Origin of the sequence: Vibrio sp. R-1 (assembly GCF_035615595.1) — a bacterium.
Taxonomy (GTDB): Bacteria; Pseudomonadota; Gammaproteobacteria; order Enterobacterales; family Vibrionaceae; genus Vibrio; species Vibrio cholerae.
In genome coordinates this window covers 26,622-46,056 of the sequence record NZ_WPDC01000002.1, presented here as the reverse complement: position 1 = coordinate 46,056, position 19,435 = coordinate 26,622, and the positions used below count along the sequence as shown (strand labels likewise).

At 47.9% G+C, this 19,435-nt stretch carries 14 protein-coding genes; 8 read left to right on the top strand and 6 right to left on the bottom strand.

The annotated features are described in order from the left end of the window. Position 1: 1 nt before the first annotated feature. The 3 genes from GOU96_RS00720 to GOU96_RS00710 are packed head-to-tail and all read right to left on the bottom strand — an operon-like array spanning position 2 to position 3,980. Positions 2 to 1,912: a bifunctional diguanylate cyclase/phosphodiesterase gene (locus GOU96_RS00720; RefSeq protein ID WP_000177439.1), complete on the bottom strand. Its 1,911-nt coding sequence runs from the start codon at positions 1,910 to 1,912 to the stop codon at positions 2 to 4. 5 nt (positions 1,913 to 1,917) lie between these two features. Then, positions 1,918 to 2,580 carry a transglutaminase-like cysteine peptidase gene (locus tag GOU96_RS00715; RefSeq protein ID WP_000832892.1) on the bottom strand — a complete coding sequence of 221 codons (663 nt, stop codon included), beginning with the start codon at positions 2,578 to 2,580 and terminating at the stop codon, positions 1,918 to 1,920. An 8-nt stretch (positions 2,581 to 2,588) separates the two neighbouring features. After that, positions 2,589 to 3,980, bottom strand: a complete 1,392-nt coding sequence (locus GOU96_RS00710; RefSeq protein WP_000071262.1) for an HlyD family type I secretion periplasmic adaptor subunit — start codon at positions 3,978 to 3,980, stop codon at positions 2,589 to 2,591. A 223-nt stretch (positions 3,981 to 4,203) separates the two neighbouring features. Here GOU96_RS00710 and pdxH point away from each other — a divergent pair, with 223 nt between their 5' ends. Continuing rightward, positions 4,204 to 4,839 carry a pyridoxamine 5'-phosphate oxidase gene (gene pdxH, locus GOU96_RS00705; RefSeq protein ID WP_000365910.1) on the top strand — a complete coding sequence of 212 codons (636 nt, stop codon included), beginning with the start codon at positions 4,204 to 4,206 and terminating at the stop codon, positions 4,837 to 4,839. A 28-nt stretch (positions 4,840 to 4,867) separates the two neighbouring features. On the opposite strand, the gene GOU96_RS00700 is transcribed toward pdxH, so the two are convergent. The 3 genes from GOU96_RS00700 to GOU96_RS00690 all read right to left on the bottom strand — a co-directional run bounded on the left by GOU96_RS00700 (position 4,868) and on the right by GOU96_RS00690 (position 9,010). Then, the gene (locus GOU96_RS00700; RefSeq protein WP_001132600.1) at positions 4,868 to 5,608 is read right to left on the bottom strand and encodes a helix-turn-helix transcriptional regulator; all 741 of its coding nucleotides are present in this window, start codon (positions 5,606 to 5,608) and stop codon (positions 4,868 to 4,870) included. 318 nt (positions 5,609 to 5,926) lie between these two features. Further along, a complete protein-coding gene (locus GOU96_RS00695; RefSeq protein ID WP_001882860.1) occupies positions 5,927 to 7,744 on the bottom strand; it encodes an SUMF1/EgtB/PvdO family nonheme iron enzyme in 1,818 nt (605 codons plus the stop codon). Between the two features lie 159 nt (positions 7,745 to 7,903). Further along, positions 7,904 to 9,010 (bottom strand): PEGA domain-containing protein, encoded by a 1,107-nt coding sequence (locus tag GOU96_RS00690; protein WP_000596058.1) that lies wholly within the window; start codon positions 9,008 to 9,010, stop codon positions 7,904 to 7,906. Positions 9,011 to 9,401: 391 nt separating this feature from the next. Here GOU96_RS00690 and GOU96_RS00685 point away from each other — a divergent pair, with 391 nt between their 5' ends. The 7 genes from GOU96_RS00685 to GOU96_RS00655 all read left to right on the top strand — a co-directional run bounded on the left by GOU96_RS00685 (position 9,402) and on the right by GOU96_RS00655 (position 19,309). After that, a complete protein-coding gene (locus tag GOU96_RS00685) occupies positions 9,402 to 10,265 on the top strand; it encodes an AraC family transcriptional regulator (protein WP_000741188.1) in 864 nt (287 codons plus the stop codon). Positions 10,266 to 10,604: 339 nt separating this feature from the next. Next, a complete protein-coding gene (putA, locus tag GOU96_RS00680) occupies positions 10,605 to 13,724 on the top strand; it encodes a bifunctional proline dehydrogenase/L-glutamate gamma-semialdehyde dehydrogenase PutA (RefSeq protein WP_248430078.1) in 3,120 nt (1,039 codons plus the stop codon). Positions 13,725 to 13,745: 21 nt separating this feature from the next. Then, entirely contained in the window at positions 13,746 to 14,444 is a 699-nt protein-coding gene (locus tag GOU96_RS00675) for a 1-pyrroline-5-carboxylate dehydrogenase (RefSeq protein WP_000233685.1), read from the top strand. A 72-nt stretch (positions 14,445 to 14,516) separates the two neighbouring features. Then, positions 14,517 to 16,007: a sodium/proline symporter PutP gene (putP, locus tag GOU96_RS00670; protein WP_258502951.1), complete on the top strand. Its 1,491-nt coding sequence runs from the start codon at positions 14,517 to 14,519 to the stop codon at positions 16,005 to 16,007. 183 nt (positions 16,008 to 16,190) lie between these two features. Next, the gene (locus tag GOU96_RS00665; protein ID WP_001123608.1) at positions 16,191 to 16,412 is read left to right on the top strand and encodes a hypothetical protein; all 222 of its coding nucleotides are present in this window, start codon (positions 16,191 to 16,193) and stop codon (positions 16,410 to 16,412) included. A 327-nt stretch (positions 16,413 to 16,739) separates the two neighbouring features. Next, entirely contained in the window at positions 16,740 to 18,629 is a 1,890-nt protein-coding gene (locus tag GOU96_RS00660) for a methyl-accepting chemotaxis protein (protein WP_267780929.1), read from the top strand. Positions 18,630 to 18,826: 197 nt separating this feature from the next. Beyond that, positions 18,827 to 19,309, top strand: coding sequence for an Lrp/AsnC family transcriptional regulator (locus GOU96_RS00655; RefSeq protein ID WP_000050915.1), 483 nt, complete (start codon positions 18,827 to 18,829; stop codon positions 19,307 to 19,309). Positions 19,310 to 19,435: the final 126 nt, after the last annotated feature.

Below are 19,435 nucleotides of genomic sequence, written 5' to 3'. Positions count from 1 at the left end.
GTTACTTATCAACAATGAAGCCTTGGAAGACTTCGATGAAATGTTCTGAAAGAAAATCGAGCTGAGTCTGTGTTTCAACCCGTGATGCGATGGTGGTGATCCCTAAGTTATGCGCGGTGCGCGAGATTGAGGTCAGGGTAAATTTCTGGCGTTCATCATCCAAATGGTGAGTAAACAGATAATCCAGTTTGACGTATTTAGGACGGAACTCGTTGATGTAGTCGAGAGATTGGAAGTTACGTCCGTAGTTGTCTACCCCAAAGTCCGCCCCTGCATTGCGTACTGCGTTACAAAATAGCGCAGTGTAATGCGGTTCATTGACGAAACAGCCTTCTGGGATCTCAAAATGCAGTAAGTTGGCCACAGAAAGATGTTTGCTTAAGGTTTGGCTGATCCAACGGATAAAGCTCGGTTGAGAGATACTGCCTTGTGCGATGTTGATCGCGAGTGGATCGGTCAGTTCGCCTTTTTCAAGCTGTTGAATCACTCGTTCAATCACGTACTGATCGAAGATATGGCTAGCATTGAGCTGTTCAAGGGCAAACAAGAATTGGTTTGCCGTGTAACGCACGCCGTCTTTCTCAAACGCAGAAAAGACCTCGCGATGGAATGTTTTTCCCCAGCTGCTGTTGGCGGCTTGGTAGCGGAAAGTAAACCAGTCGTTATGGATTGCCTCTTCGACCAGAGTTTTCCACTGCTGTTTGCCCAAGATGATTTTATCAGTATCACTGCTAATAAAGCCGTAGTTCAGCTCAGGATTGGATTTCGCTTTAGCCAACGCATTATCCAGCAGGGACAAGAGCGTTGTGGTGCTGGATTGACGCTTATTGCTTACCACGCCAAGCGATAAATTGGCTTTCGCCATACCAGTAGGATCAGGGTTAATGTCGTCCACACAAGTGATGATGCTCTCTGCCACGATTTTGAGCTCCGTTTCATCCATGTTAGGCATGATGATACCGAACTCGTAAGTGGAGATACGAGCGATAGAGATATCCTTGATGGTGATGGAGTTTTTAAGGCGATCCGCCAGTTCGCGCACCATGCCATCACCGGCTTCATAGCCCTTCTCTTCATAAAGCTCTTTGATGAATTCAGCTTGTAGAATGGCTACACCACCGATGCCGCTTTCAGAGAGCCAGCCACTCAATTGGCTCATGTAGTATGCTCGGTTGCCAAGATGAGAGACTGGGTCAAGATAAGCACGTTCACGCAGTTGTTGCGCCTCTTTGGCTTGGGCTTTAAACGCTTTCTCGACCTGTTCAGACATCTTATTGATGCCATCCACTACATAAATCAGATCTCGAGTATTGGGGCGCGGTAGAGGCTCACCAAATTGGTTGTTAGCAACCTGCTCCATTTTGTTGACGATGAGTTGTAGTGGTCTTAGAGAGCGCTTCAAAATGAAGGCGACGGCAAACATACCAATCACTAAGATCGCCAAAAACGCGATACTTAAACGAATTAATGCTTTCCAGAGTTGAGCGTAAGCCGCACCAGGATGGCTGACGATTTCCACTTCCGCCAATTGCATCCAACCACTGGTTACAACACGCCGATCATGGATGGGCTCAAATAGATTTAACTGAGTAAACCAAGCCGGCACATTATTGGGTTGGATAGGGTATGAGCGCAGGATTTCCGTGCCGTCATCGAGAAAAATCAGACGTACGATCGAGTAACTACTGCCATCAAACAGCGCATTGATGACTGACTCTACCGCAATGGTGTCTTTCTTCTCCAGATAAGGCGCTAAAGCCAAACCCACCGTATTGATGGTGTTGTTGACCTCAGAACGTTGTTGTTGTTCAAGACTGTTGCGAGTGGTGTTGAATTCGATAGTAAAAACCGAAATCAACAACAGAATAAACACCGCAATCATCCCTGCGACTAGTTGTTTGTATAGCGTCATAGTGCCTACTCATCATAGCTAACTAGAGGTTTATTTAATTTCAGTGAGCGCTCTCGTGCTCTTAAATCATTCCATAAACTGAGTCTCGAAGAGTCCCCAGCCAATTGACCGTTATTCGATTTCATTAACCACAAATTTTTACCGTTAAAGCTGTAGATAGGTAGTAAATCTTTGCGAGTGGACGCAGGTTTAATTTGTGGGTTGAGATTATCTAAAATCACCGGCTCGGAACTCGGAGTGGAGTAATACGCCAATACCATATGAAATTGATTTAATTCAATGGCTTTAACATACACGAGACGGAGTTTTTTATCTGGTACTCCGAGCTCTAACAGCGAGAAATACTTCGCAATTGTGAAGTCTTCGCAATCGCCCGCGTTGCTGCCGAGAAATTCTAATGGGGTCGCCCAGTAGTCTTTCGAACCCCATAGGTGAATATCGTTGACAAAGTTGAGCTGATTAAAAAAGGCATTCACTTCTTTTAATTGCTCTTGCTCTGAGGCAGAGGCAAGATCAGCCATCTTGCGACGCCATGTTTCGACGCGTTTGCCTGCTCGCTGGCCATACGTTGCCTTCACCGCATCTACCCACTGTTGCTCTTTGCTTGTGAGCGCTAGCGAGAGTGAGGAGGCACAGATAGCCAGAGACAGCACAATCCAACGTTTCATAGGGCGGGCTATTCCCTCAGCGCATTGCTTTGCGCACTTAAAATCGGTTTCAGCAGATAATCTAATACAGTTCTTTTACCGGTAATAATGTCGACAGAAGCGGTCATTCCCGGAATGATCGGCAAATTTTGATCATGCCCGAGAGTGGTTTCTTTAGTGCGTACGCGAACCAAATAGAAACTATTACCTTCCTCATCCTGTGTAGTGTCCGCACTGATGTGTTCGAGCGTGCCTTCTAAGCCACCATAGCGCGTGAAATCATAAGCACTAAACTTCACAATAGCTGGCAGATCTGGGCGCAGAAAGGCGATGTCTTGAGGCGCAATTTGAGCCTCGACCAATAGAGTGTCTTCAGTCGGTACGATTTCGATGATGTTCATTCCCGGTTGAATCACCCCACCTACCGTGTTCACATAAAGGGTTTTTACGGTACCTGTTACGGGGGAAACCACCACTGTACGGTTCACTTTATCCTCAAGGCCGACCGCCGATTCAGTGAGAGATGAGAGCTTATCTTGCGCTTGGTTGAGTTTATCTTGCTGCTCAGTTCGGAATTTTTGCGCGGCATTAATTCGACTGAGCATCGCTTCACGGACCGCGGATTTGAGTACGGGAATTTTTAGCTCAGTGGAGGTTAACTCTCGGCGAGTATCATTCAACTGGCGTTGTAGTTTCAGCAGTTCAATTCTCGGGACTACGCCTTCGTTGGCGAGAGGCTCAGTGATATCGAGTTCTTTTTTCGCGTAATCATAACTTTGGCGAAGGTTGATGATTCGCGCTTCGGCTTCAATCAAATCTTGCTGTTTCTGCTTGATTTGTTGAGAGAGAACGGACAATTGGTTGCGCAGGTTATCGAGATCTTGGCGATATTGATCTCGTTGGCGTTCAACCAAATCTGGCTGGCTGTCACTCAATACGGGAGGGAAAGCAAGCTTGCTGTAATCAAGTTGTACACTATTTGCCCAGTTCTTCTCTTCAAAATTCTCATCGATAATGACGCTTGAAATGGAAGCAGAAAGTTGTAGAACACTGGCGGTTAAGTTTGCAACTTGTTGCTCGCGCTCGCGAAAGTCGGAGCGAAAGCGTGTGTCGTCGATCAAAATAAGCTGTTGGCCTTTTTGGACTTGCTCACCTTCACGGACGAGGATCTGCTTGACCAGCCCACCTTCCAGGTTTTGGATCACTTGCACTTGTGAGGAGGGAACCACTTTACCTTGGCCGACCGTGACTTTATCGATTTCTGCCCATGACGCCCAAGCAATCGCTAGAATAAAAAATGCCACCATGACCCAGAGAATGATTCGTGCGCTGTGCGGCGTATTGAGTAGCAGTGCGGCGGTTTTATCGTCCACATAGTCTAATTCTTCGGCGGTGAGCTTGTTATAACTGCGATTGCTCATGAGTGGTTCCTGTTCATACCATTGGTAGTTGGTTGATTTTATTACGTGGGCCAATAATTGTTAAGGATATGCTATCTGCGGCGAAAGGCCTATTCAGCATTTTAATAAATTACTTAATTTTTAGAATTTGTGATCTTATTTTGTTGGCCTTGGCATCACTTTGCTCGCTTGAGTTATCAGCGGGATAGGCGCACAATCGGGCAAAAATCAGTGAGGAGCAGAAATGGATCTTTCAGATATTCGCCGCGAATACATTCATGGTGGTCTAAGAAGAAAAGATTTGCAGGCCAACCCAATTGACCAGTTCAATCTTTGGTTGCAGCAAGCAATTGACGCCAACTTGTCCGACCCAACCGCGATGACGGTTGCGACGGTAGATGAACACGGGCAACCTTTTCAGCGTATCGTGTTACTGAAAAATGTCGATGATGCCGGTTTTGTGTTTTACACCAACTTGGGCAGCCGCAAAGCGCAGCATATTGCGCACAATAACAAAATTAGCCTCCATTTCCCTTGGCATCCGCTAGAACGTCAAGTGCACATCACAGGTGTGGCGGAAAAACTGACCGCCATGGAAAACATGAAGTATTTCATGTCGCGCCCGAAAGAGAGCCAGATAGCAGCAATCGCTAGCCACCAAAGTAGCCGAATCTCTGCTCGTGGAGTATTGGAAGGCAAGTATCTTGAGCTTAAGCAGAAGTTTGCAAACGGTGAAATTCCTGTGCCTAGCTTCTGGGGCGGTTACCGCATCAGACCGGAAAGTCTGGAGTTTTGGCAGGGTGGTGAACATCGTCTGCATGATCGCTTCTTGTATTCGCGGCAAGATGACAATTGGACAGTCGATAGACTGGCGCCATAAGCCCAATCAATCAGCTTGACGTTGTTGCTTACTGGGCGACAACGTCAACTTTTTTGGGGATCGTGTGATCGCTCAGCACAACGGAAAGTTGTTTTCTAAGCAAGGTTTTCGGGATGACTGAGCCGAATCCCCGATCTAAAGCAAGGTCAATCAGTTGGTCTTTGCTCAATGCCCCAAATTTACTGCGTAGTTTGGCCTCATACCCTTCCACCGTTTTAATCGAAATCCCCATTACTCGTGCAATGTGCTGCGGCTTTTTACCATATAAGAGCAGAAATAGGACTTCTGATTCACGCGCGGTCAGTTTCAAGGTATCGCGATCGGCGACCGATTTAAATGTGGTGGAGGTGGATAACCCAGTTGCTCGGCAGACCCAATGACCAACTTCAAGAATCGCAGTGTCGGTTAAATCTTGCCCGAAGAAAATGGTGCCTTGGATCTTGCCTTGGCTATCACGCCACGGTGTCTTGGTAAAAATATGCGCATGCCAGTGGCCATCAGGGTAGGGATGAATATCGAGCACTTTGACGGAATGCCCCGTTTCAATCACATAGCGATCTTGCTGTTGAAATTCGGCAGCACAGGCCGCCGTTGGGCTGGGCATTTCGAAATCGGTGCGCCCGATGCAATCTTCAGCGCGCTTTAAGCCGATCAATTCGCCATAGGCTTGGTTGGCATACACAAAAACCGAGTTTAAGTCCTTGCATCCCCAATAACCGGGTAATTGTTTGAATAATGAAATCTGCTCTAATGTCAGATGGTTAGGCACGCCATATCCTCCACTGGAAATGCGGCGATATGATACCAAGAGCAGGGTCGATTGTAAGCTTATCTTGCCTATTCGGGGACTGTTTGGATGAAAAAAAGCCAGCCTGAAGACGGGCTGGCATAAATACAAGAAACATATCTTGTCGACGTGTAGAAGAGGTTCCATGAATCCAGCGAGGGTCTGCTGAACACACAGAGGTATCATATTGATACCAAGCATCAGTCATGCAACTCATGCTCTGGTTTGTACTTTACCGAACGCGGTACAAATGAAAAAGGGGGGAAATCCCCCCTTTATGCATAATTGTTTGAGTCAACATTACAGCTCGCGCAATACTCGGAAACCGACATAATTGGCCGCCGTTGTTGGGCCAACAAAAAGCTCGCTATAGGCTTTTGCCATTTCAGGCGAGAAGCTCCAAGCGCCACCTTTGGCTAAACCGCGTGAATCGCCAGTCCATTCCCAAACATTACCTACCATGTCGTAAAACCCTAATGCGTTAGGAGCGAAGGCTTTGACTGGGGAGGTACTTTTGTTAGACCAAGAGGTTCCTGCCCATCCCGTGTTGGCTTTACCAGCACCAAATTTATTGCCCCACCAGTAATCGGTTTTGCTGCCTGCACGAGCGGCGATTTCCCACTCTTCTTCCGTGGGTAAACGGTACGTAAAGCCCGTTTCTTTAGAAAGCCAACGAGCATAAGCTTTGGCATCATTCTGGCTGACGCACACAACGGGTGAATCTTTACTCTGTTTGAAACCTGGGTTGCGCCAATCGCTATCGGATACTGGAGCAATTTCCGATTCATTCACCGAAATACAGAGATTTTTGAGTTCCGCATCAGTTTTGTATTTGGTTTGAGTGACGAAGTTTTCAAACTGGCTAACTGTCACGGGCGTTGAGCTGAGTGCGAAAGCATGATCAAGGTTATATTGTTTGGCGGCATTTTCGCCTAACAGATATTGCCCCGGTAGAATGGTGATCACCTCTGGTGCGCTGACTTTACTTTTTCCCGAATCGGCAAATTTTTGTCCGACACGTAAAGGGTTCGCCTTTTCATGCAAGTTAACCCGAATGGTCTGATCGGAGGTGATGTTGACTTCTTGCTCAAAAGTGCGGAAGCCCTCTTTTTCAATTTTTATCTGATGTTTACCAACAGGCAGCAATACTTCAACCGGAGTACTGCCATAATTGACACCACCAATGGTCACCCGATCGCCATGTTGATTGGAGCGGATGGCTAAGTTAATCCAAGCCACTTCTTGTTGCTGCTGCGACATATCACCTTGACCGGGCGCGAAACAGTACTGCGAGTCAATATTCAAGAGCTTACAAGGAGCGTTTTCCGCGGGACGAGCTTCAAGTTGAGCATTCACTATGCTTCTAAACCGCATGCCGTCATAGAAACCAGAATCGACCACTTCATGTTTTAGCAAATGAATATTGAGCGAGACATTACTCAATTGTCCTTTGATCGCGTTGGACTCACTGCTTTCATCGATAAGCCAAAGTTGGAATTGGCTGACCGCTTTCTGCAACGCTAAATCTGTGGTCTGTTTGCTACATTGTGCAAATGTCATGTCCGAACTACACACATTGGTGAAGCTGACTTTTTGTTCACCAGAACGTTGCAACTCCTCGCGCAGTCTATCCACGCGGGCGCGCATTTTGTCTTGTTGGAGTAGGGCAATACTCTGCTCTATGGTCTGCTGTTGCACCTGGTATTGTGCCAATACCGACTGCATCTCTTGCAGTTTTTGTTCAGCATCCAAACGTGCGACTTGGTTCTGTTTGACCTGAGCCCATGCGGCTTGATACGCGTTTTGTGATGGCTGGATGTCGAGATCCGGCTCATCAATCATTTTTTGATAATCACGCTCAAGGTTGGTTTTGGCTGTTTTTAGCGCCGCATCCAAAGCTTTCGCTTGCTGAGTCAAGCGATTCAGCTCGGCCTGTTGGTTATCGACGGCCACTTTTTGAAGTTTGGTTGCATCCGTGGCATTTTGCAGCTCGGTATGTTTGCCAAACAGCGCATCGTCAATGGCAAGAACAGAAGAGGTGACTTCTTCTGCTAGCACTGGTGCTGCCATTAAGCAAGGTGAAAGTGCTAATAATAAAGCGGGAATCCCTTGTCGCATGGTGGTCTACTTCAAGTTAGGAAATTAAGTCTAAGTTATGAGCATTCTAAACGAAAACGCCATTTTGTCAGAAGTCATCTTTCAATAACTTAGTGACAAAATGGCGTTTTATCGACAGGTTTGTGAATTCCGACAAGAAATCGTTGGATTTTTGTGCGGCTAGCTGTCTTTGTTTGGTCTGAGTTTTACCCACACCGTGTCATTGCCATTGACCGTAATCACACGATTGTAGGTTTCATAACCTTCTTTCGATACGGTGACTTGGTGTTTACCCGCTGGTAATACGAGTTCAACGGGAGTACTACCATAGTTGACGCCATTAATGGTCACAGAATCATTGTATTGATCAGAGCGTACTGTCACGTTCGCCCACTGTTTATCTTGTTTCTTAGGAGCCGCTTGTTCTGACTCACCCTTTAAACAGTAACGGGTTTCCACATTCAGCAGTTTACACGCCGCGACAGCTTCTGGTTTGGCTTGTAGCTGAGCTTGCATTTGGGTGAAGTATTCGTTGTTACCTTCAAAACCTGAGCGGATCATTTGGCTTTCTTGAACGTGAATATTGAACTCAACGCCTTTCAAGTTTTGCTTCGCGATCGCGGATTCCGTGACATCATTGATGAGATTTTCACGGAAAGTTTTCACCGCTTTCTGCTTCGTCAGGTATTGGCCTTGATTAGCACATTCACCCAGTGTCATGGTGGTTGAACAGGTCGTCTTGAAGGTAGTTTCTAACACGCTACTTTCACGCAGTTCCGCCGCTAAACGCTTAACGCGAGCCTCAATTTTGGCTTCTTCCAAATTGGTCAGCTCAGTATCCAAACGCGCTTGTCGCTGTTTGATTTGCGACAGACGCATTTCAATTTCAGTCACCGCTTGTTCGTTGTCGAGTTTTTGTGATTGATTCGACTTGAGCGCATTCCACGCCTCTTGGTAGCGTTTTTGAAAGGTGACTAGGTCGGTGTCTGGATCTTCAAGAAGGCGAGTATACTGTTTGTCCAACTCAGACTTAGCACGATTACGCTTAGCATCTAGCTCTTCGCCTTCACGTTTTAATCGACTCTGCTCATTTTTCAGTTGTTGCAGTTTACCGCTTTCCACCTCGTAGTCGGTGAGAATCGCGTTGATTTCATTTTGTTTGTTACTCAATTTCTCATCGATAGCCGCAACGGGGTCAGCCTGAGTGACCTCCTCTGCGTACACCGATGCAGATACCCATAAAGGGGATAGCGCAAGCAATAGCGCTGGGATGCGACGTTTAATCATAGGTCCCTGCAACATATTTATGTTTAGCCACATAAAGTGGGAAAGACAAACTTTTGACAGCTTTGTAGATAGCTGAATTATTAATGCAAATTTTATTCCGCTTAGTCAGAAATCATCACAAACCTGTGGACTAGGTGACTGATTTTTTGAACTTTAGATCTAAGCATTTTCATTTTGAGCAGATTCGAGAAATATGCAAGCTGAGTTTTCCGATCTACTTTAACGTTTTTTAAATTGAGTACACATTGACCGTAATTTATGTGCACTTGATCATTGTTCCGAGATGAGAATTGAACCCAATTGCAGCCAAGATCTTTTATTAATATGTGCGTAATTGGTTATCAAAGCCTCTAAATGGGAGTGATTTCGTTTTGAAGTAATTTGAGATACCATGGCCGCGCAAATCCCACCTGATGAGGTTGAAATGGCTCAATCGCATGCTCCAGAGGCTGGCAAGGCTTCTTCCATTGCCAAAGTTTTGTCGCCTAAACCGGCAGAACTGATCACTTTGCCTTCACATATGGCTTGCCATGATCATAGTTACACGCAAATTGTGATTGGCTTGAAAGGGCAGGCTGAATTTGAAGTCCGTGGTATGGGGAATATTGTCGGGCCCGGGCAGGGGTGTGTGGTGACATCCGGTTCGGATCATGCATTTGGTGGTGTCGTGGGGCAATCGGATATTCTGGTGCTCAATATGCCAGTGCCGAGTGACGATGATCCGCTACTACTGCGCAAACTCAATGAACTCGCGGTTGGTGACGTTTATTTTCAACTCGATGGTCAGATCCAACGTTTAATTCAAATGTTGGTGCAGGAGATGCAAGCCAGCCCTGACGACTTGCTGCTTGGCCGAGCTTGTAACGATACAGTTGTTGCACTTTTGCAGCGCCACATCAGCGCGCTGGCCAGTGTCCATAAAGAGTCTCGCTTTGATATGGAAGTGGTGGATCGCTATATCGAGCAGCACTTAGCACACCGTATTTCCGTTGCACAGTTAGCAGGAAGTGTGTTCTTAAGTGAAAGCCAATTCCATGTCTTGTTCAAAGAGCAAATGGGGTTGACCCCACATCAATATGTGTTGAACAAACGCGTCGATATGGCGAAGAAGTTGATTGAGCAAGGTCGACTTAATTTGGGTCAGGTTGCGGAGCTGACGGGTTTTTCCAATCAAAGTACGTTCACGCATACTTTTTCTCGGTTACATGGTATTTCACCTTCGCAATATAAGCGGCGCTTTTCTTCTTCGATATAATGTTGAGTGATCCTTGAATTCCTCGTTTATTGAGCTCGCGAAGACTCAATCCTCAAGCCTTTTATCTCTTGATGACAAAACCCTAGTGACTACGCATCTGCCTGCTTATTGATGTAGAGTTGCTCACTTTTTGTCGTTGTTGAGTTGCAACAATTGCAAAATAATTGGCGATGAAACTTGCTTGAATTGGTGTGATCTTGTTTTTATTTTGTTAAAACTCAGAGTTATTGACAAAATACTAGGACTTTTTGACAAGTTTTCTTCTCACGCTCAAAATACACTGCCAGCCATTGCAGGAAACCTGACTCAATCTGTCAGGTATGAGATGAAGGAAACCACATGTTTACAGCAACCGATGTGTTGAACGCAGCGTTTATCGAGCAGCCGCTGGATAAACTATGGTCGCTGATCTCGCCACTGTATATGGTGGACGAATCCCAATGGCTGACCCAATTATTGCCTCTCGCAACGCCAAGCCATGCTGAAAAAGCAGCAATGGCGGAGAAAACCACGCGCTTAATTGAAGCGATCCGCAGCGATAAAAAAGCGGTGCAGATGATTGATGCACTGCTTTTGGAATACAGCTTGGATACCCAAGAAGGTATTTTGCTGATGTGTTTGGCCGAAGCTTTAATGCGTATTCCTGATGCGGAAACGGCCGATGCCTTCATTAAAGATCGCTTGGGTGTTGCCGATTGGAAATCCCACCTGAAAAATTCAGATTCTGTGTTCGTGAACGCTTCAACTTGGGGCTTGATGCTGACAGGTAAAGTGATTGGCCTGGCTGATGGTGATACCGCAAGCCCAGTGCAAGCGGTGAATCGCTTAGTGAATAAGCTGACTGAACCTGTGATCCGCAAAGCCATGCATCAAGCCATGAAGATCATGGGCCATCAATTTGTGCTTGGACGCACCATTGAAGAAGCGCAGAAAAATGGTCGCCCGATGCGCGATAAGGGTTATACCTATTCGTTTGATATGTTGGGTGAAGCGGCGCTGACTTCTGCCGATGCGCACAAGTATTTCAAAGATTACTTGATGGCGATTGAAGCGGTAGGCCGCGATAAATATGGTCTGGAGACCAGCCCTGCGCCGTCGGTCTCGATCAAACTTTCGGCTTTGCATCCTCGCTACCAAGTGGCGAATGCCGATCGCGTGATGACCGAGCTGTACAGCACACTTATTCAACTGCTTGAGCGTGCGAAAGAGCTGGATGTCGCCATCACGATTGATGCCGAAGAAGCGGATCGTTTAGAGCTGTCACTGCATCTGTTTGAAAAGCTCTATCGCAGCGACACGCTGCGTGGCTGGGGTAAGTTTGGTTTGGTGGTTCAAGCCTACTCCAAACGTGCGTTGCCAGTATTGGTTTGGCTGACGGCTCTCGCGAAAGAGCAGGGCGATCTCATTCCTGTGCGTTTAGTCAAAGGTGCGTATTGGGACAGCGAAATCAAGATGTCACAGCAACGAGGCTTTATTGGCTATCCGGTTTATACGCGCAAAGAAGCGACCGATGTTTCTTATCTGGCATGTGCTCGTTTCCTACTGAGCGAATCGGTACGCGGCAATCTGTTCCCGCAATTTGCTAGCCATAACGCGCAAACCGTTACCGCGATTGCGGTGATGGCACAACACAAAGATTTTGAATTCCAGCGCCTGCATGGCATGGGGGATGCGCTTTATCACCATGCTAAAGCCGCTTATCAGCAGTCGGTACGAATTTATGCCCCCGTGGGCAGCCATAAAGATCTGCTGCCCTATCTGGTGCGTCGATTACTAGAGAATGGTGCTAACAGCTCATTTGTCCATCGCTTGGTGGACTCGCGCTGTCCTGTGGGTGCGTTGACCCAGCATCCTGTCGATATGCTGCTTGCGTTTGAAACCTTAAATAACCGTAAGATCCCACTGCCAAAGGAGATTTTTGCCGAGCGCAAAAACTCATTGGGGATCAACATTGATATTGAGAGTGAAGCGAAGCCGTTTGAAGCTAAGATCCACGCTTGGTTAGATAAGACGTGGCAAGCGGCACCGATCATTGGCGGGCACTCTTATTACGAAAGCATGATCAAGGCTGATCACAGTGCAGAGCCCGTCACTGCGCCTTACGATCGCCGTATCCAAGTCGGTCAGGTGTTTCACGCTAACCTTGATCATGTTTCCGCAGCGATCGACTCTGCTCAACACGCCTTCCCAACGTGGAATGTGCTCGATGCCAAAGAGCGTGCGAGTAAATTGGATGCGCTGGCGGATCTGCTTGAACTGCATATGCCTGAGTTGGTGGCCTTGTGTCACCAAGAAGCGGGCAAAACCATTCATGACAGCATTGATGAAGTACGTGAAGCGGTCGATTTTTGCCGTTACTACGCCAAACAAGTCGATGTGCTGGGCGAGTTCAGTGTCGAAAGCTTTGATGGATCAACACGTCGTGTCAGCCGCCAAGGTCGCGGAGTGTTTGTGTGTATTAGCCCGTGGAACTTCCCGCTGGCGATTTTCCTTGGCCAAATCAGTGCCGCCTTGGTGGCCGGAAATACCGTGATTGCTAAACCTGCCGAGCAAACCAGTTTGATCGCGTATCGCACGGTTGAGCTGATGCAAGAAGCGGGTTTCCCTGCTGGAACCATCCAACTTTTACCGGGGCGCGGTGCAGACATCGGCAGCGCACTCACTTCTCATCCGGCTATCGCGGGTGTGGCGTTTACCGGTTCAACCGCCACGGCGCAACGTATTAATCAAACCCTCGCGCAACGTGAAGCGGCTCCGGTGCCATTTATTGCAGAAACCGGTGGCCAAAACGCCATGATTGTGGACAGTACCGCGCTGCCTGAGCAAGTGGTGCGTGATGTGCTGCGTTCCGCGTTTGCCTCTGCTGGCCAACGCTGTTCGGCACTGCGTGTGCTGTTTGTACAGCAGGATATTGCCGATCGCGTGATCACTTTGATTCAGGGCGCGATGCAAGAGCTGAAAGTCGGTGTGCCACATCTGCATCAAACCGATGTCGGTCCAGTGATTGATGAAAAAGCCAAACAGAAACTGTTGGCGCACATTGAACACATGAGCCAAACCCAGAAGAAAATCGCTCAGCTCACCTTGGGTGAAACTTGCCAACACGGCGACTTTGTTGCGCCAACCGCCTTTGAAATTGATGACATTGCCGCGCTGAGTGAAGAGCAATTTGGCCCGATCTTGCACATAGTGCGCTTTAAAGCGCGCGAATTGGCGCAGATCGTCGACAAAATCAACCAAACTGGTTTTGGTTTAACCATGGGCATTCATAGCCGTAACGAAACCACGTATCGCTGGATTGAAAAACATGCTCGAGTGGGCAACTGCTACATCAACCGCGATCAAGTCGGGGCTGTGGTGGGGGTACAACCGTTTGGCGGACAAGGCTTGTCAGGAACGGGGCCGAAAGCGGGCGGGCCTCACTATCTTTACCGCTTTACTCAAGTGCAATACCAATAACCCACAGCAAGGAGACGTATCATGGTGCATCAAGTAACCCGTTTTTCAGACGCCTTTTCTGCTTGGGAAAATTGGAATCTGACCGACTTTGACTCGAAATGTGAGTGTTTACTCGCGTTGAAATCTTTATTGGAAAATAGCATGCCCGGTGTGGCAAAAGTGATTTCCTACCATCTTCAACAGGCATCGACTTTGTTGGCGCATACGCACCAACTGATTGGGCCTACCGGAGAAACCAATGAGCTTTATACCGCAGGGCGTGGTGTTGCCCTGATCATCCAAGAGGATAACGGTATTCAAGCCAAACAAGCCGTAGTAGCTCAACTGACTGCTGCACTCGTAGCGGGGAACAGTGTCGTTTTTTGCAGTGACGATAAAGAGTTGAGTTCTGCGTTAGTGGCTGCTTACCAGCAGTCATCTCTTCCGGCAAATTTGTTGCAGTTTGCTTCTTTCGATGCGTATCACCAACTGATCGAATCAGACGTGAGATGCGTTGGATATGTCGGAACCCCGTCGGTTGAGGCTACGATCAACCGTCAGCTCGCGAAACGTACAGGCGCGATTGTCAGTCTCGTTTCAGAAACGGATCTGCTTACCTTGCCGGTGGCACATGATCCACATTTATCACTGCGCTTTATTACCGAGCGCACACGCACAATAAATATAACAGCAGTGGGTGGAAACGCGACGCTCTTGGAGCTAGGTGTGGATACTCATTAGTCCTTTCTGCGTTTGCCCCCTTTGGATAAGAGGGGGCATGAAAGGCGATCTTGAAAAAGAGGACAAAACACAATGGAAAATAGCTTCGCTATTACAACCACCTTTATCGTCTACCTCATTTTGATGTTGGCGATTGGGGTTTACGCTTATCAGCGAACGAAAAACTCAGCCGATTACTTTCTGGGTGGTCGTTCATTAGGGCCATGGCCGGCAGCACTCTCTGCTGGCGCATCCGACATGAGTGGCTGGTTACTGCTCGGTCTGCCGGGTTACGCGTATGCTGCCGGCATTGAATCATTCTGGTTGGCTGGCGGCTTGCTCGTCGGTACTTGGGCTAACTGGTTAGTGAACGCTAAGCGTCTGCGTACTTACAGTATTACTACCGATGCTTTGACTTTACCTGAGTTTTTATCACGCCGTTTTAACGATAATTCAAAACTCATCCAAACCATTTCTGCGTTCTTTATTCTGCTGTTCTTCCTCTTCTATACCAGTTCGGGTTTGGTGGCAGGCGGTAAACTGTTTGAAACCGTATTCGGCTTGGATTACTCCACCGCGGTGATCATAGGTACCGTTTGTGTGGTCTCGTACACCCTGTTTGGTGGCTTCTTAGCGGTCTCTTGGACGGACTTGGTGCAAGGCTTGCTCATGGCCGCAGCACTAATGATCGTGCCGATTGCGGCAATGAATGGTGGCTTTACTCAGCTTAATCACGATTTAGCCGCAATTAACCCAGAGTTACTGACCTTGTGGAATGACGCGAAAGGCGAACCTCTATCGGCGATTGCCATCATCTCTTTAGTGGCTTGGGGCTTGGGCTATTTTGGTCAGCCGCACATTCTGGCGCGTTTCAAAGCCTCACGTTCCAATAAAGATCTGACCACGGCGCGCCGTATCGCAGTGGTGTGGACTGGGCTTTCAATGGCTGGCGCGATTCTGGTCGGTTTAACGGGGCTGATTTTCGTTACTCAATCAGGCACGATTGGTCTAGATGATGGCGAAAAAATCTTCATGCTATTAGTGAACTCGCTGTTCCACCCAGTCATCGCCGGTATTTTGCTGGCCGCAATTTTGGCGGCAATCATGAGTACTGCGGATTCGCAGCTGCTGGTCTCTTCATCGGCACTCGCGGAAGATTTCTACAAGCAAGTGTTCAAGACCGATGCCAGCTCCGAAGACATTGTCCGCGTTGGTCGCATCGCGGTCATTTTTATCTCGCTGATTGCCCTGTTTTTGGCGATGACACCAGATAGCTCAGTGCTGGGTTTGGTGTCCTACGCTTGGGCTGGTTTTGGTGCGGCGTTTGGTCCTGCACTGGTCTTGAGCCTGTACTGGCCGCGTATGAACCGTCATGGTGCGCTATCGGGGATCATTGTCGGTGGTGTGACGATTGTGGTCTGGAAACAACTCTCTGGCGGTTGGTTTGATGTGTACGAAATCGTACCGGGAATTATCCTTTCAACCCTGTCGATTGTTGTGGTCAGCCTGCTCACCGGTGAACCGGATGAGAAGGTAAAAGCGCAACACGCCACCTTCAAAAAGCAGTTGATTGAACTGGAATAAGTGCATTTTACTCTACGGAACAAGCCTCGCTTTGCGAGGCTTTCTTTTTGCTCTGTCTGGGCATTATTGAGTAATTTTCAAATATAGGTCACGAAATTTGCACAACAAATTATGTCTTCATAACCTATCGCTGCAAAATACGTCGACTGTCAATAGTGACCAATCAGATAGGAGATCTCCGTCATGCCTAAAGCGTATTGTCGTAGTTGTGGTAAGCACACTGCACACAAAATGGTGATGAAACGTGTGCAGTCACAACCTGAAGGCTGGCAAGGTTTCCAACAATTTCTCACTATGCTTATGCAAGGCCAACACTACTATCAGATGGAGAAGCGCTACTTTTGCCGAGTCTGTAACCAGCAGAATGAGCGAGCAGCACAGCGTGATTTATTCGCGAGCGTATGAGTTTCCTCAGTCATGAATGGACTTTTATCGCAACCATAGTCTAGATTCCTACTTTTCATCGTATTCCAATTACTGCATGCTCATCGCATTGGATGTGAATGCATTGCCAATACTTCATTTCAATTTTCCCTAGATCTCTTTGCTTGCTGATTGAGCTGGCTAGTGGTTCTTGCTAGTTCTTGCGCACCATTATGGACAGAAGCTCACACTTTAGTCATTCCTTGTTATCACTCATTACGATTGTGGGAGTTTTCGCAAGGTAATTCTTCGTCATTTCGATAACTTGCTCCCATATCAGTGCAATTTGATATGAATGGAGTGTTGTTCATGAGATTGAGTTTAAAGAGAAAAATGGTTTTCTCTGTGGTCGTGGCGATTGCCGTGACGGCGGCGGCGTTAGTCGCCGCAGGGTATCAGACCTTTGAAAAGGACAGTTGGCGGGCGATTGAAAGTGAAAGTCGCAACACTTTACAAGCGCATGCCAAAGGGATTGGTGACTGGTTTTTAGGCAAGCAGCTCGCGCTTAAAGGGCTACGTGAAGAAATTGAACGCAATCCGCAGTTAGAGTTAGTCCCTCATTTAAGACAGACACTACAGTCTGGCTCTTTTGGATTGAGTTACTACGGTAATGAACAGGGCGAAATGTTCCGTCAAGATCCGTCACTCAATACCGCAGATTATGATCCTCGAGTCCGAGGTTGGTATAAAGAAGCAAAAGCAGCTGGCAAACCGATCACGACCGAGCCTTACGTAAGTGTCACCATGCAAACCTTAGTTGTGACCTTGGCGGAGCCTGTTCGCTATCAAGGTCAATTGATTGGGGTGGCCGCCTCCAACCTAGCGTTAGATAAGCTGATTAAAGATGTGCTAGCGATTGAAGTGCCAGGAAAAGGTTACGCGATTCTGGTGAACCAACAAGGCAAAATCGTTGCTCATCCAACTCAAGATTTGATCCTAAAACCGACGGAAGAGATTGCGGTAGATTTGACGCTGACTCAATTAAATCGAGCAGCGCAGCAACATACCCCGTTCAATTTGCGCATCAATGGACGTGATAGTGTACTGATGGCACAAGCGGTAGAGCATACTGACTGGTTACTGGTCATGGTGATGGATAAGGCAGTACTTGAAAAGCCGCTCAATGACATGTTGATGGTGCAGGTCGGGATTGGACTCGGTATCTTGCTTGTGATGGCACTGCTTACGTCTTGGTTTGTGGCTCGTCAGCTTAATGAGCTCGGTAATATCGCTAATGCTCTGGCGGATATTGCCGAAGGGGATGGCGATTTGACTCGTCGTTTGGATGTTCGTAGCCAAGATGAAGTCGGTTTGCTGGCGGATAAGTTCAACAAGTTCGTCGATCGCTTGCATCAAATGGTGAAAAATGTGCGTGAAGTGTCGGTGGCGCTGACTCAAGGGGCTGACCACGCGGCCGCCTCGGCGACGCAAGCCAGCAAACGCATTCGTACCCAGCAAGATGAAATCACTATGGTCGCGACAGCGGTGACGGAAATGGCGTCGGCGACAGCTGAGATCGCCAGCAATGCCGAAAATACCGCGAAAAACGCCACTCAATCGGTGCAATTGGGCGAAGATGGCTTTGCGCAAATGCAACAAAGTAAACAGTCGATTGACCAGCTTGCCCAAGAGTTAACTGGCGCGGTGCGCATCATCAGCGAGCTTGAAGTGCATGCCAATGAAATTTCCACCATCTTGTCGACCATTCGTGGCATCGCTGAACAGACCAATTTGCTGGCATTGAACGCCGCGATTGAAGCGGCGCGTGCCGGAGAGCAAGGACGCGGTTTTGCGGTGGTGGCGGATGAGGTCCGTGTGCTGTCACAGCGCACCCACGCATCGACGGAAGAGATCCAGACTAAGATTGCTGGCTTGCAGAAAGTCACTACCACTGCGGTATCGGTAATGACCGAAAGCCATAAGTTGGTGGAAACCAGTGTCGCGGATGTCAACCAAACCGGAGCAAGCTTGCAAGCGATCAGTGAAGCGATTCAGCAGATCAGCGATATGGCGACGCAAATCGCTTCAGCGGCGGAAGAGCAATCGTTAGTGACGGCGGATATCAATGTGAATACTGAATCCGTCCGTGAAGTGAGCGACCAGTTAGCCGAAGAAGCTCAGCAATCCGTACAGCAGGCGAAATCACTGCATGCGATGGCACAAGAGCTGAACAAGGAGATTTCACGCTTTAAGCTATAAGCTACAGCGGTGCAAAATCGCGTGATTTGGCTGGAAACGGGCGGACACGTTAGCCGCTTCAGTCGCAAGGAGAAAACCAAGGGCATCGTGAGATGCCCTTTTGCGTGAGGTACATCACGCCTTGCCGCACACTATTTCTGCCGATTGGGGGTTATCAGTATTGTATTCGGGTCTAAACAGTCAAAGGATGTTGCTGTATGAGTCTGGATCGAGTTGACCGCGATATTTTGCGGATCTTACATGCCAAAGGGCGTTTACCGGTCGTTGAGCTGGCCAAGTTGGTGAATCTCACGACATCGCCCTGTTCAGAGCGGGTAAAACGTTTAGAAAAAGAGGGATACATTCGCGGTTACCACGCGGATCTCGATCCGGGAAAGTTAGGCTTGGATGTGCAGGTCTTTATCCATATTCGGCTTGATCAAAGCAGCTTCTCAATTTTTGAACGTTTTGCTCATGCTGTTGCGGATATCCCAGAAATCGAAGCCTGTTACTCGCTCTCTGGTGATTTTGACACCATGATTAAAGTGCGCGTCAAAGACATGAAAGCGTATCAAGCGTTTATGTCGGGCAAGCTGGGCTCTTTACCCGGCGTGATTCAAACTCGTAGTGAGTTTGTGATTGAAGAGCACAAAACCAGTTTTGGTATCAACCCTGAGCTGATTTACAGCTTGCCAAGTTAAGATACTCTACGCCCGAGGGGGGCTTATCCCCTTCCTACTTGAAGCTGCAGCGGTGTTGGCTACGTTCGTTCACCCCAATCACATAGTGTATCTATGCTCATGGGGATGAACTCACTTTCCTTTAGG

What these genes read in the sequence shown, in the direction of transcription:
- GOU96_RS00720 (WP_000177439.1), bottom strand. Translation starts at nt 1,912, where the DNA reads ATGACGCTATACAAACAACTAGTCGCAGGGATGATTGCGGTGTTTATT.
- GOU96_RS00715 (WP_000832892.1), bottom strand. Translation starts at nt 2,580, where the DNA reads ATGAAACGTTGGATTGTGCTGTCTCTGGCTATCTGTGCCTCCTCACTC.
- GOU96_RS00710 (WP_000071262.1), bottom strand. Translation starts at nt 3,980, where the DNA reads ATGAGCAATCGCAGTTATAACAAGCTCACCGCCGAAGAATTAGACTAT.
- pdxH (WP_000365910.1), top strand. Translation starts at nt 4,204, where the DNA reads ATGGATCTTTCAGATATTCGCCGCGAATACATTCATGGTGGTCTAAGA.
- GOU96_RS00695 (WP_001882860.1), bottom strand. Translation starts at nt 7,744, where the DNA reads ATGCGACAAGGGATTCCCGCTTTATTATTAGCACTTTCACCTTGCTTA.
- GOU96_RS00690 (WP_000596058.1), bottom strand. Translation starts at nt 9,010, where the DNA reads ATGATTAAACGTCGCATCCCAGCGCTATTGCTTGCGCTATCCCCTTTA.
- GOU96_RS00685 (WP_000741188.1), top strand. Translation starts at nt 9,402, where the DNA reads ATGGCCGCGCAAATCCCACCTGATGAGGTTGAAATGGCTCAATCGCAT.
- putA (WP_248430078.1), top strand. Translation starts at nt 10,605, where the DNA reads ATGTTTACAGCAACCGATGTGTTGAACGCAGCGTTTATCGAGCAGCCG.
- GOU96_RS00675 (WP_000233685.1), top strand. Translation starts at nt 13,746, where the DNA reads ATGGTGCATCAAGTAACCCGTTTTTCAGACGCCTTTTCTGCTTGGGAA.
- putP (WP_258502951.1), top strand. Translation starts at nt 14,517, where the DNA reads ATGGAAAATAGCTTCGCTATTACAACCACCTTTATCGTCTACCTCATT.
- GOU96_RS00665 (WP_001123608.1), top strand. Translation starts at nt 16,191, where the DNA reads ATGCCTAAAGCGTATTGTCGTAGTTGTGGTAAGCACACTGCACACAAA.
- GOU96_RS00660 (WP_267780929.1), top strand. Translation starts at nt 16,740, where the DNA reads ATGAGATTGAGTTTAAAGAGAAAAATGGTTTTCTCTGTGGTCGTGGCG.
- GOU96_RS00655 (WP_000050915.1), top strand. Translation starts at nt 18,827, where the DNA reads ATGAGTCTGGATCGAGTTGACCGCGATATTTTGCGGATCTTACATGCC.